Below are 12,769 nucleotides of genomic sequence, written 5' to 3'. Positions count from 1 at the left end.
TTCCACTTCATCTATTTTAGTACTAGGCTTTAACATCATATATGTGATTACCATCAACTGCCAGTGCTGTTGCTGCAATTGCACCCACTGCTATTACTATAATTCAACTGCAACTGTTCCGGTTACAAAAAGTGCCACTGCTGCTGCAGTGCCTAATAATGCGGTTGCACCACCGGCAGAAATACTTTTATTAAGTGCTTGCTGCTTCAGTTGTTTTTCTTCTGCTTCTTTCAGAAGCTTCTTTATAAAGTCACGTTCAGCTAAATCTCTCGGAGTTTTACCATCTTTATTCTTTAATAAAGGATCTGCACCATTTGCTATGAGAATTTTTACTACTTCTGTATGGCCATGATAAGCAGCCAAATGTAAAGGAGTAAATCTATTTTCGTCTTCAGCATTAACATTTACTTCATTTTCTATTAGAGTATTTACTATCTTTGTGCGGCCATTTCTAGCAGCACAATGTAAAGGAGTCCGCAAATATGATGTATGTACTGCATTAACATTGATTCCCTCTGCTTTTAATAGAGCATTTATTGTATTTCCTAGATTATTGTAGACGGCTAAGTATAATAATGTGAGACCATTATCTTTAGGTTGAGTGAATGCATTATCTTCGAAATCCTCATCTTCAAAATCTTTAAATAGAATGAGTGAACCATCTTCACATTGAATGAACACATTACTTTCAACCTCAAACAGGTAATTTACACCAAAACCAGCTTTTTCCCACTTTTTATACCAATTTTTGTCTTCTGCTTTTAATTCCTCTTTTATTTTTTCAATTACGTTATCCCTATTTAAATCTTTCTCTTTCTCAATTGCACTTAATATTTTCCACCACTGCTCATCTTTCATAACTCTACCTACAAATTCAATAATACTTTAATTATTATACATTATGGCAAAAAGGTCAACTCATCTCTTCCAAAGGCTCTATATTGAAGATAGAAAGTCCAGAAGCGATGACGTGCGCTAAGGCTTGGACGAGAAACATTCTTGCAGAAGTAAGACCTAGATTGTCTTCCAGTATGAACCGCATGTTTAAATCACTCTTGCCATATCCCCATAAAACGTGAAACGCTTCTGCAACTTCAAGTAAGTAGAAAGTAATTCTGTGTGGCTCACAAAGCCTTGCCGCTGTTTCTACTACATCTGGCCACTTTGCTAAGATTTTTATGAGGAAGAGCTCTCTACCTGTCCTCAAAAGTGAAGGATCTGCTGTTGGGAGCTCTTTTGGAGCATTACGCATTAACGAATGAGCACGAGCATGCGCATATTGCACGTAAAAAATAGGGTTGTCTTTTGACTGTTCTTTAACTTTAGCAAAATCAAAGTCCAAGACCATATCATTCTTGCGTGTCAGCATTATAAAACGAGTGATATCCCTGCCAACTTCCTCCACTACATCTCTTGCTGTTAGGAAGTTTCCTGATCTTTTGGACATCTTAACAGGTTTGCCATTCTCAAAAAAATTCACAATATTATGCAGTTTTACCTCTATTTTTGCTTGATCATCACTTAGCGCAGAGACGACTGCTTTTAGCCTTTTGACATAACCACCGTGGTCACTACCAAGCTCTACGATCATATTGTTAAAACCACGTGATATCTTATCAAAATGGTAAGCGATATCCGAGGCAAAATAAGTCCAACTGCCGTCCTCTTTTTTCAGTGCGCGGTCAACATCATCACCAAATTTTGTAGAACGAAATAACATTTCTTTTCTGGAAGTCCAATTTTCGCTTTCTTTGCCTTTTGGTTTCTCCAAGTACCCTTCATACACTAGACCCTTGTCAGACAATATCTTTATACTCTCTTCAATTTTGCCACTTTTTTGTAGCTCATACTCTGAAGTAAAAACATCATGACTTACCCCAAGTAAGTTCATGTCTTCCTTTATAAATTCTAAGATAGAACTTAAAGTATATTCTCTAATCACCTGATTATCTTGCTTTTCTAGAAGCTCCTTGCCATATTTTTTGGCCAGCCCATTCCCTATCGGTTTTAAATATTCACCTGGGTATAAACCTTTTTCGATGCTGATTTTTTCTCCCAGAGCTTCCTTATACCGCAAATATACTGACTTTATTAGTATATCTATCTGCGCTCCAGCATCATTAATATAGTATTCCTTAGTAACTTTATAACCAACTTTTTTCAATAAATTTGCCAGAACGTCACCAAATACTGCCCCTCTTGCATGACCAATATGCAGTGGACCAGTTGGATTTGCCGATACAAACTCAACATTGATGGCCTGATTGTTCCCTATATCTAGGGTGCCAAACTCTGTTTTCAGCTCATTTATTTGTTTTAAAATTCCATGCCATACTTCTATTTTTAAGTGCATGTTGATGAAACCAGGACCTGCTATTTCCACTTTTACAACTTCATCAAAAGGTTTAAATTCTCTTGCTAACATCCCTGCAATCTCGACTGAATTCTTCTTTTCATGTTTTGCAAGCACCATAGCAACGTTTGTGTAAATATCTCCATGTGCTTTATTGCTTGGAGGCCCTACGATAAAGTTTGTTGTATCCGTATTTATAACACCCCTTTGCTTCAACTCATTTAATTTGCTGGAAATTAGAGAGGAAACCTGTTTGAAAATGTTCATCAACTAGAAAAACTATGAAAACCTCCAATAATATAGCAAATAAGTGGAGCTAGTTGAAGGTTTATCTTAACTATTTTACTTTCCTGGATTAGGAAAGTTATAGTTTATATTAAGTCGTTACCGTAACCATGGTAAGAGAAAGTCATACCTTCGCTGTAACTAAGATCATTCGCATCCAGACCTCACTTTTTCCACTACTTTTTCGAACTCCTCTATAGTTAAACCTGTTATATTACGAAAGTTTCTTGGGTGTTTTTTTATATTATAGTAACTAAAGCTCATTTTTTTCCTTACTTGATCTGCTTATTCTTCTTCTACCTCTCTCACATCATTTTTTCAATCACCTTTTTCAGCAGGTCTATAGTAATTATGATACGTATCAAAATGGTTATGACATGGATTAATAGTATAAGGTCCCTGTGCAGGCGTATAAGGCGTACACACTGGTAAAGTTGGTATTTGCAAGTTAGAAGCTGTACATGGATTAATAGCATAAGGTCCCTGTGCAGGCGTATAAGGCGTATACACTGGTAAAGTTGGTACTTGCAAGTTAGAAGCTGTACATGGTAGTTTTGCTAAATTACTGTAATGATAAGTCATAATAATCCTAAAAAAAATACTATGAGATTATTATAAATCAAAATGATTAAAAATTTAACAACTTTAATTACAAATCTAGCATATCAACTAACGGTATGATTTAAATTTTCTTTCAATTCCACTGTATCTTCGCCAGTTTTGTATACAGCCCATCTTTACTCATTAGAGAGTTATGAGTTCCTACTTCTTCTACTTTTCCGTGATTAATTACTATAATCTTGTCAGTTTTGAGTGCGGTTGATAGCCTGTGCGTAATTATAATTGTTGTTCTGTTTTGCATTAACTTGCTCAACGCTTTTTGCACGAGGTTCTCACTTTTATAATCAAGGGCAGAGGTTGCTTCATCCAGTATTAAAACCTGAGGGTTTTTGAGTATGGCTCTTGCTATTATAATACGTTGTTTTTGCCCTTCAGAAAGTTTTAATCCTCTTTTTCCTACAAATGTATCAAATTTATCAGGCAGCTTATCAATAAATTCCATCGCATAAGCGCTGATAGCTGCTTGCTTCACTTCTTCATATTCAGCACCAGGTTTGCCATATAGTATATTTTCCATTATTGAGCAAGAGAATATTATGTTATCTTGTGGCACTAAGCCAAACAACAATCTGAGGTCATTTAACGCAATTGACTTAATATTGTGCCCATCGATAGTAATGCTACCTTTGTTTGGATCATGAAAACGGAGCAGAAGCTTTAAAATGGTGCTCTTACCACTGCCAGATGGGCCAACAATTGACACTGCTTGACCTGCCTCTATAGAAAATGATACGTTATTTAACGCTGGCTTATCAGACTGAGATTCATAAAAAAATGTTACGCCATTAAACGAAATTCCTTTTTGAACACTACAAATTTTTATAGGATCATCGGGATCTGCTATAGAGCTTTTCATATTTTTAAATTCAAATAAACGCTCTACTATTCCAAGACCTCGTTGTAAATCACTGATATTATCGCTCAAATTATTTATAGCTCCTGCTGCGAGCGCTGAATAAAACACAAATGAGGAGAGTTCTCCAATAGTTATATTATTGCTTAAGACTTCTTTAATACCAAAGAAGAGCAAAACAACTAGTGAACCGATCACACATGTGATGACCATAGTTACTAGGGTAGCACGCAAAAATACTAATTTTATGTATGATTTTGATACTGAGTTTAAATGTTCCTTAAAACGGATTTTTTCGTTTTCTTCGAGTACAAACGATTTGATGGTTACGATAGACCGAAAATTTTCCTCACTAAGTGATGCAAGCTCACTTAATTTATCCTGGGCAAAGCGTGCATGGCTACGCACTTTTTTTCCAAGTGAGGTCATGATAATGAGTAGTATAGGTATTATTGCGGCTGCATACGCAGTTAGTTGTATATTTGTATATAATAACATGGCAACACTACCAATCAGAATCACAAAATTTCGTAATATGGTGAGTAGGCTGCTATTTATTATTGATTGCAGCACAGAGGTATCAGTAATGAGTGCTGAGATAACATCTTGTACACCTGTATCCTCAAAGAAACTTGGTTGCAAGTCAGTGATACTGCTATATAAGTCGTATCTGATTCTTGCGATAACTTTCTCGCTGCCAATGCCAATGAAATATAACCGAGTAAATGCAGTGAGAGAAATGGCTAAAACTATAAGTATTGCAACTAATAGCTTGGTAGTAAAATCGTGCTCTGTGCCAGAATCAATTATATTGCTTAAACCTCTGCCAAAGAGGAGGATCGTTAAGGCTGAAAATAAAACTGCAATAAAAGCTATGATGAAATAAGATAGATTAGGCTTTATATAGCAAAATAACTCTTTAATATTAGATCGCATCGTGTTTTGAAGTTTCTAAAGTTAAGTATATAGATTTTAGTTTCAGGGGAAAGGGGAAAGGTGTAGCACAATAGCTAACGTCATACCGTGTACAAACGTTGCAATTTTTAAGCAAAGTGATGTTGTTCAAGTAGCTGACACTTGGGGTCTATGTTTTACCATACGCGTCAAGTTAAGGAAAAGTGAGAGGAAAATTAGCAGAGAGAAGGAAAAATAGGGTATAAGTTCTCTTGGATAGCTTAATAGAGAGAACTTACAATGGACAGAATAGCGTGCTTGTCAAAAAAACTCAAAGAATTCTTCAATGAAAAGGCAGATGAAATATCAGATGAGGTAGGTTTTATAAAAAGGAAAAGAAAGCTTAGAGGATCGTCGTTTATAAAAGCAATAGTTTTTGGTAATATAGGAGTTGATAATTGCAGCATAGAAACGATGTGTCAGTTACTCAACGAAGACTCAATAAAAATAACAAAACAGGGTTTAGATTGGAGATTTGCTGAAGAAGCAGTAGAATTTATGAGAAGAATGTATAATGAATCCTTATTAATATTTAGGAATAGCTTACAAATTGATTGTAAAATTTTAAAGCAATTCAAAAGCGTCAAATTATTGGACAGTAGCTACATTAGCTTGCCTAATAATATGGAAAATATGTACAAAGGATACGGCACTAGCTATAGTGATTATGAAAGCAATGCTAAGTCTAGAATAAAATTACAGATACTTTTTGACTACTTAAACCAGACGCTGGATCAACTTAATCTTACGGAAGGAATAAGGTCAGATCAGGGCTATAGAAGCCATTTAAGCAATATATCAACTAATGATCTGTTAATATCAGACCTGGGCTACTTCGTGCCAGCTTCTTTTAAACAAATTGATGAAGCTGGAGCTTATTTTGTTAGCCGTTATAAATCTGATACAAACACATATGACATCGAAACAAATCAAAAAATAGAGTTATTGGAATGTTTAGAAGGTCAATCCTTTCTAGAAAGGGAAGTGCTATTAGGGAAAGAAGTAAAAATTAAAGCCAGAATTATATGTCAAAAATTAACTGAAGAACAGTCTATAATCAGAAGAAGAAGGGCTAATAAGTTAGCAAAGTCACATGGATACACATCTTCTCAAAAGAATCAAAAATTGCTGGATTGGTCGATATTCATAACTAATGTTCCAGAAAGTAAAATTAGCGCTGAGCAGGTCTTAACAATTTACAGAGTAAGGTGGCAGATTGAATTATTATTTAAATTGTATAAGAGTCACATCAGGCTTGATGAACTTAAAGGAAAGTCATACAGAGTATTATGTGGGCTATATGCTAAATTGTGTGCAATTCTTATATTTCATGGAATATTTGGCTGTACAAAGCTGAAAGAGAATACAGAGCTGAGTTTAACAAAGGCCTTCATTGAACTAAAAAGAAGGATTAGGGAGTTGTTTTTAGCGTTAAATAGTAAAATTAATATGTATTAAATAAGACTTGATCTGACACTTTAAAAAAGTAAGTTATAAAATAATAAAAGAAAGGAGTGTTAGAAATGAGTACAATACAAACAAAAATACTAAAACCAAAGCTAGGGTTATTAGAACTAGCAAAACAACTAGGAAATGTATCTCAAGCATGTAAAGTGATGGGATACTCAAGAGATACATTTTATCGATTTAAGGAGTTATATGAAAATGGAGGAGAGGGAGCATTACATGAAATAAGTAAGAAAAAACCGCTATTAGCGAACAGAGTTTCCGATAATATAGAAAGAACAGTGATTGGTATAGCAACAGAATTTCCAGCATATGGGCAAGAAAGAGCTGCAAATGAACTGAGAAAAAGAGGTATAATAATTTCTCAGGGAGGAGTAAGGTCTGTATGGCTAAGAAATGACCTTGAAACTCTCAAAAAGAGACTTAAAGCACTAGAGACAAAAGTAGCTCAAGACGGAATCATTTTAACTGAAGAACAACTTGCAGCTTTAGAAAAAATGAAAGAACAAAAGGAAGCTCATGGTGAAATTGAGACGCAACATCCAGGTTATTTGGGTTCTCAAGATACCTATTATGTGGGCAATATCAAAGGTATAGGGCGAATTTATCAGCAGACTTTTGTTGACACTTATTCCAGGGTTGCAATGGTTAAACTTTACACGGACAGAACAGCTATTACAGCTGCAGATCTTCTCAATGATAGGGTTATTCCATTTTTTGATGAGCAGAAAATTCCATTATTACGCATTCTAACTGATAGGGGTACGGAATATTGTGGCAAGCCAGAAAATCACGCTTATCAGCTATATTTGGGAATCGAAAATATCGACCATTCTAGAACCAAAGCCAACTCTCCACAAACTAATGGCATATGTGAAAGATTTCATAGAACTATGCAAGATGAGTGTTACAATATTATCTTTAGAAAGAAAATCTACAATTCTTTGGAAGATCTACAGATTGATGTTGATTGTTGGTTGCGTTCTTATAATGATACAAGACCTCACTCTGGTAAGTACTGCTATGGAAAAACACCTATGCAGACTTTTCTTGATAGCAAACATATTGCTTTTCAGAAAAATATTAGTAGCATTAAACAAGAGACTGATATTAGTTTTAACTACCTCAATTCTTCTGTCAGTTAATTCTTGTCTATCAGATTAAGTCTTATCTTTTACAATTAATAACCTGAGAATTTTTCTGAAAAAACTTACCACAGACTGGTCACAATTTTCTATAAAGGACAGGTATAGGAAGACCAGGTTATCTACTTTAACTTCCCTAAACTTGCTTACAACTTCTTAACTTGACGCGTATGCTATGTTTTACACTCTGGAATGACAAAGTGAGCGTGCGTAGGTGTCATCCCAGTACTCCTTTCTCGTCATCCCAGTGCCTATTTCTTTGTCATTCCAGTGCCCAGACACTGGTTTACTTTATGATGATGTCATGAAAGTAGCTGACACTGGTTCTTTTTTTCTAGATCCCAGTGTCACGCACTGGCTGTAGCCCTACGTCATATCGCCGCGGTATCTCTTAACATAAGACCTGCTGCGAATCAAGCGATAAAAAAAAGGAAAGGAGGGTGACTAAAATCAAGGTTAACTAAAAGGCGTGCTTAAGATTTACAATACCAGCAATAATATTGAACCTCAGGTTATATTTTTTCTGAAAATTGCGATAAACATTCGACATAATCTTAAATATCTTTATCTCTCGGATCTTGTTTTCTACTCTCATTCTAAATGATGCTAATCTTCTATTATGCTCTGGAGTTAATGGCTTTTTACGATACTTTTTATATGGAATTATAACATTGCTTTGCAATTTTTGCCAACCTTGATATCCAGAATCGGCATGTTTTATGCTATCAAGTGGTAAATATTTTTCTTGTTTCCTTATGCGGAAATCACTAATTCTACCACGGTATGACTTTGACACTGATAAAATTCTTCCTCCTTCTTCGATAATAATCTCAGTTTTCATAGTGTTGGTTCTTTTTTTTCCTGAATATGATTTCTTCCGTTTTTTACTATCTTCTGGTCTCTGTATTTGCTGTTCTGTAACATCAGCCAAAATCTTCAGTATTTTTTCTGGCGTCATACTTCTATCTTTTGTTATAGTCACTTTTTTGGCGAGTAATGGCTCTATTCTCTTAAGTAACCTACATACATTTGCGTTGTGTACATTGAATAGGCATCCTAAAAATCTATGTGTTATGTAAGTGCGATAGTACAAAATTACGCAAAACAACTTATCTTCCAGAGTTGGTAGTTTTGATCTTCTACCATGACACTTTTTCTGTTTTTCCTATCCAGACCTCACTTTTTCCACTACTTTTTCGAACTCCTCTATAGTTAAACCTGTTATATTACGAAAGTTTCTTGGGTGTTTTTTCATATTATAGTAACTAAAGCTCATTTTTTTCCTTACTTGATCTGCTTATTCTTCTTCTACCTCTCTCACATCATTTTTTCAATCACCTTTTGCAGCAGGTCTTAAGTTTTTGATTTTTAGCAGTGGCCAATATTATCTTATTCACAGGGCCATAGCTTAAATAGATCCTATGAGGTACATAATCTTCATATGAAACTTGCCATGTTTGTTTCACCAGTGACTTTTCCATATGCCACTCAGCATAATCAGTTGCCATAAAAATTAGATCTGAAATCAACTTATCATCCTGGTCGTTCTCAATACGTAAAAAAGATTTAACCTCTGCTAAAGTAACTGGAAAAGACTTAGGCTTAGATTTACGTTGTATATTTATGATCGGATATTCTGGTCTTGTTGACATAACAACCCCCCTTTTCTGTATGTAGCTAAAATAAGTAAGGTTTACCGCAGGGCAAATCTTACTTACTTTAGCTATGCAGTTTGTATTCGATATTAAGTTGCAGCAGCAACTCTGAGTGCTTGAAATTCTTTACCGTACGAATATATTGAGAAGAGAACGTATTAAAGCTGTTTCTCCTTTTTTATTGATAAAATTTGAACTTATAGCATATTCAACTAGGCTGGATTTTAGTAGATTAACATTTTGAGAATGAATATTATTGAAGATGGAGTTTAACTCTTTAGCAAGCAGACTGCGAAATTTTTGCACACTGTCATATGCGATATTTTCAAGTTCATGTGCAAATTTATCTTGAGCTATAGTTGTGATATCTTCAAATTCCTTATTAAACTCCTCTAGCTTTTTTTCGTTATTTTTAAAATTTTTCGTAAAAGTTTTCATATCAATTAAACTCAACTACTATTATGATTATAATGATAATGAAAAACTACCGAAGTAAAAAATTCACACTACTGTGTACTTATAACTGTACGAACATTGCAATTTGGGCCTACCAGGAGGGCAATGCCTCTTATCCAAGTACCCTCTTCTTGTCATGCAAGTAGCCTCCTTTTCCTGTCATCCCGCGCGGAACAATTAACCGTCATACCGCCGCGGTATCTCATCCGCTAGCACGTAGCGGACCGTCATACCGTCACGGTATCTCTAGATCCCGCTAACAAGTAGCGGGATGACGATTGCCAGGGTGTCATGCAAGTAGCTGACACATAACTGTACGAACATTACCTCCTGGGACAATGTTCGTACAGATGTAGGTGCTAAGTTGTAAAAGATAAGACTTAATCTGACAGACAAGAATTAACTGACAGAAGAATTGAGGTAGTTAAAACTAATATCAGTCTCTTGTTTAATGCTACTAATATTTTTCTGAAAAGCAATATGTTTGCTATCAAGAAAAGTCTGCATAGGTGTTTTTCCATAGCAGTACTTACCAGAGTGAGGTCTTGTATCATTATAAGAATGCAACCAACAATCAACATCAATCTGTAGATCTTCCAAAGAATTGTAGATTTTCTTTCTAAAGATAATATTGTAACACTCATCTTGCATAGTTCTATGAAATCTTTCACATATGCCATTAGTTTGTGGAGAGTTGGCTTTGGTTCTAGAATGGTCGATATTTTCGATTCCCAAATATAGCTGATAAGCGTGATTTTCTGGCTTGCCACAATATTCCGTACCCCTATCAGTTAGAATGCGTAATAATGGAATTTTCTGCTCATCAAAAAATGGAATAACCCTATCATTGAGAAGATCTTCAGCTGTAATAGCTGTTCTGTCCGTGTAAAGTTTAACCATTGCAACCCTGGAATAAGTGTCAACAAAAGTCTGCTGATAAATTCGCCCTATACCTTTGATATTGCCCACATAATAGGTATCTTGAGAACCCAAATAACCTGGATGTTGCGTCTCAATTTCACCATGAGCTTCCTTTTGTTCTTTCATTTTTTCTAAAGCTGCAAGTTGTTCTTCAGTTAAAATGATTCCGTCTTGAGCTACTTTTGTCTCTAGTGCTTTAAGTCTCTTTTTGAGAGTTTCAAGGTCATTTCTTAGCCATACAGACCTTACTCCTCCCTGAGAAATTATTATACCTCTTTTTCTCAGTTCTGACCTTACCCAGGAAAAGTGGAGAGAAAGTTGGGAATGTTTTTACAAAGAGAATGATGAATCAAAAAGCTCAGGGATGCAATAGTTAATAGTAGAATGTCTGCGTTGTTTGTTATAAAAAATTTCTATATATTCAAATATAGCAGTTTTAATAGACTGTTTGGAGTACTTAGCAGTATTTATTAATAACTCTCTTTTCAGAGAACTAAAGAAACTTTCTACAACGGAATTGTCGTAACAATAGCCTTTGTGACTCATGCTAGGAACTATGTTCTTTATAGCTAGTAGATTTTGGTAATTTTTTGAAGTATATTGTGAACCTTGATCGCTATGTAATAGTAGATTCTTGGGATGGTTACGCTTGTAAATGGCCATTAACAAAGAGTCAATAACCAACTGTTTATTTATTGAGCTACTCATCGACCAGCCAACTACCATACGTGAATATAGATCGATTACTACTGCCAAATATAGCCATCCTTTCTTGGTTCTTATATAAGTAATATCAGTCACCCACACTTTATTTGGTTGATCGGTAATAAAATTTTGATCTAATATATTGGGAACTATGACTCTATTGTCAGTTTGCCGTTTCTTGGTTTTAAATTTTCTTTTAAGTATAGCCTTAATGCCATTTTCTTTCATAACATTTTGCACTGTTTTGATGTTGTAATTTTTATCTAAAGCTTTCAATTCAGCATGAATTTTAGGGGCACCATATCTGCATTTAGAAACTTGATGTATTTTTTGAATATCTGCTAATAGATCTTTTTTTGCCAATTCCCTATTGCTTATTTTTTTAGCAAGCCATTTGTAATAACCACTAGCAGATACACCAGAAATTCTACATAATTCTTGTACTTTATAGCAATTGCTATGCTCTTTTATAAAAAGATATTTTACTCTTTTTGACTGGCAAAATATCCCAGGGCTTTTTTTTAAATGTCTCTTTCCCTTGTTACTCTTGCTAACTCTCTCTTTAAGTCAAATCTCTCTTTATCATAAGGCGCTACGTTACCCCTGCCCGGAAATGCATTTACTGCTGACTTTTTCTCGTTATACTTCTTTATCCACTTACCTAATATACCGGGATTTATACCTAGATCCCTTGCTATTTGTGAAATTGTTTCTCCCCTTTCTCTGAAAAGTTTTACAGCTTCTTCTTTGAACTCTGCTGTATACTCTCTTCCATTTGTCATATTGCACCTCTTTATGAAAACATTTTTTACTATAAAAACGTCTCAACTTTCTCTCCACTTTTCCTGGGTAAGGTCACTTTCCACAATGTTGCTAAAAACGCGGATAAAAAATGAAATGGAGCGGGGAAGATTATTGGAGGCAAAGGCAAAAGCTGAGATAGGAGAACTTGTAGCAGTAGAAGAAGTAAAAACAGGAGCATTTAATGTAGCAAGAGTTATACATAATAATTTACTTAATATTCCAGAAAGAGTATCGAAGTTGCTGGCATTGATGAATGATACAGAGAAGATACATGAAACATTGAGTGAGCAAATAAAAGGTGCATTGGAAGGGTTGATGAAAAATACATTTTATAGTAAATAGTTTAAAATGACTAGAAAAGTTCTTTATTAATTTAGTAAGCCTAATCCATATATTAGTTGTGATACTCATTTTAAACAAATCTTCGGCGGATACTTATTGCAGACAAAAATCGTCTTTTGCCTTAAGTGGCGTGAAAGTGGAACAATTGCATCAGGTAAAACTATAAGAGTTAGTGTAACTGGTATATACCGTATTTTAATGAGTTTAG

At 34.9% G+C, this 12,769-nt stretch carries 9 protein-coding genes and 4 pseudogenes; 3 read left to right on the top strand and 10 right to left on the bottom strand.

The genetic code is table 11. The annotated features are described in order from the left end of the window. Positions 1-96 precede the first annotated feature (96 nt). The 4 genes from MWH06_05665 to MWH06_05650 form a co-directional block, all read right to left on the bottom strand. On the bottom strand, positions 97-858 hold the full coding sequence (locus tag MWH06_05665; protein UPA54758.1) for an ankyrin repeat domain-containing protein: 762 nt from the start codon (positions 856-858) through the stop codon (positions 97-99). A 55-nt stretch (positions 859-913) separates the two neighbouring features. After that, positions 914-2,620, bottom strand: coding sequence for an arginine--tRNA ligase (argS, locus tag MWH06_05660; GenBank protein UPA54757.1), 1,707 nt, complete (start codon positions 2,618-2,620; stop codon positions 914-916). Positions 2,621-2,785: 165 nt separating this feature from the next. After that, entirely contained in the window at positions 2,786-2,902 is a 117-nt protein-coding gene (locus tag MWH06_05655; protein UPA54756.1) for a DUF4423 domain-containing protein, read from the bottom strand. Positions 2,903-3,332: 430 nt separating this feature from the next. Continuing rightward, on the bottom strand, positions 3,333-5,048 hold the full coding sequence (locus MWH06_05650) for an ABC transporter transmembrane domain-containing protein (GenBank protein UPA54755.1): 1,716 nt from the start codon (positions 5,046-5,048) through the stop codon (positions 3,333-3,335). A 258-nt stretch (positions 5,049-5,306) separates the two neighbouring features. On the opposite strand from MWH06_05650, the pseudogene MWH06_05645 reads away from it, so the two are divergent. Both MWH06_05645 and MWH06_05640 read left to right on the top strand, forming a co-directional pair. Beyond that, positions 5,307-6,515: pseudogene (locus MWH06_05645) on the top strand (IS4 family transposase). Between the two features lie 74 nt (positions 6,516-6,589). After that, complete coding sequence (locus tag MWH06_05640) at positions 6,590-7,678, top strand: IS481 family transposase (protein ID UPA54754.1); 1,089 nt, start codon at positions 6,590-6,592, stop codon at positions 7,676-7,678. 460 nt (positions 7,679-8,138) lie between these two features. On the opposite strand, the pseudogene MWH06_05635 reads toward MWH06_05640, so the two are convergent. From MWH06_05635 to MWH06_05610, 6 genes and pseudogenes are all read right to left on the bottom strand, one after another. After that, a pseudogene (locus MWH06_05635) lies at positions 8,139-8,954 on the bottom strand (transposase). A gap of 58 nt (positions 8,955-9,012) precedes the next feature. Next, entirely contained in the window at positions 9,013-9,330 is a 318-nt protein-coding gene (locus MWH06_05630; GenBank protein UPA54753.1) for a head-tail connector protein, read from the bottom strand. A 129-nt stretch (positions 9,331-9,459) separates the two neighbouring features. After that, positions 9,460-9,771, bottom strand: coding sequence for a hypothetical protein (locus tag MWH06_05625; GenBank protein UPA54752.1), 312 nt, complete (start codon positions 9,769-9,771; stop codon positions 9,460-9,462). Between the two features lie 417 nt (positions 9,772-10,188). Next, a pseudogene (locus MWH06_05620) lies at positions 10,189-11,001 on the bottom strand (integrase core domain-containing protein). Between the two features lie 39 nt (positions 11,002-11,040). Continuing rightward, the gene (locus MWH06_05615; protein UPA55764.1) at positions 11,041-11,922 is read right to left on the bottom strand and encodes an IS3 family transposase; all 882 of its coding nucleotides are present in this window, start codon (positions 11,920-11,922) and stop codon (positions 11,041-11,043) included. 14 nt (positions 11,923-11,936) lie between these two features. Further along, positions 11,937-12,197, bottom strand: a complete 261-nt coding sequence (locus MWH06_05610) for a transposase (protein ID UPA54751.1) — start codon at positions 12,195-12,197, stop codon at positions 11,937-11,939. A gap of 73 nt (positions 12,198-12,270) precedes the next feature. Between MWH06_05610 and MWH06_05605 the strand changes: the two are divergent. Further along, positions 12,271-12,561, top strand: a pseudogene (locus MWH06_05605) (hypothetical protein). The last annotated feature ends 208 nt before the right edge of the window (positions 12,562-12,769 follow it).

The organism is Wolbachia pipientis (assembly GCA_023052945.1).
Lineage (GTDB): Bacteria > Pseudomonadota > Alphaproteobacteria > Rickettsiales > Anaplasmataceae > Wolbachia.
Note: the sequence above shows the minus strand (reverse complement) of the source record. Positions and strands in the feature narration are given on the sequence as shown.

Excerpts from the sequence above, each read along its gene's own strand:
- MWH06_05630 (UPA54753.1), bottom strand. The coding sequence starts at position 9,330 with ATGTCAACAAGACCAGAATATCCGATCATAAATATACAACGTAAATCT.
- MWH06_05640 (UPA54754.1), top strand. The coding sequence starts at position 6,590 with ATGAGTACAATACAAACAAAAATACTAAAACCAAAGCTAGGGTTATTA.
- MWH06_05610 (UPA54751.1), bottom strand. The coding sequence starts at position 12,197 with ATGACAAATGGAAGAGAGTATACAGCAGAGTTCAAAGAAGAAGCTGTA.
- MWH06_05650 (UPA54755.1), bottom strand. The coding sequence starts at position 5,048 with ATGCGATCTAATATTAAAGAGTTATTTTGCTATATAAAGCCTAATCTA.
- MWH06_05655 (UPA54756.1), bottom strand. The coding sequence starts at position 2,902 with ATGAGCTTTAGTTACTATAATATAAAAAAACACCCAAGAAACTTTCGT.
- MWH06_05665 (UPA54758.1), bottom strand. The coding sequence starts at position 858 with ATGAAAGATGAGCAGTGGTGGAAAATATTAAGTGCAATTGAGAAAGAG.
- MWH06_05625 (UPA54752.1), bottom strand. The coding sequence starts at position 9,771 with ATGAAAACTTTTACGAAAAATTTTAAAAATAACGAAAAAAAGCTAGAG.
- argS (UPA54757.1), bottom strand. The coding sequence starts at position 2,620 with ATGAACATTTTCAAACAGGTTTCCTCTCTAATTTCCAGCAAATTAAAT.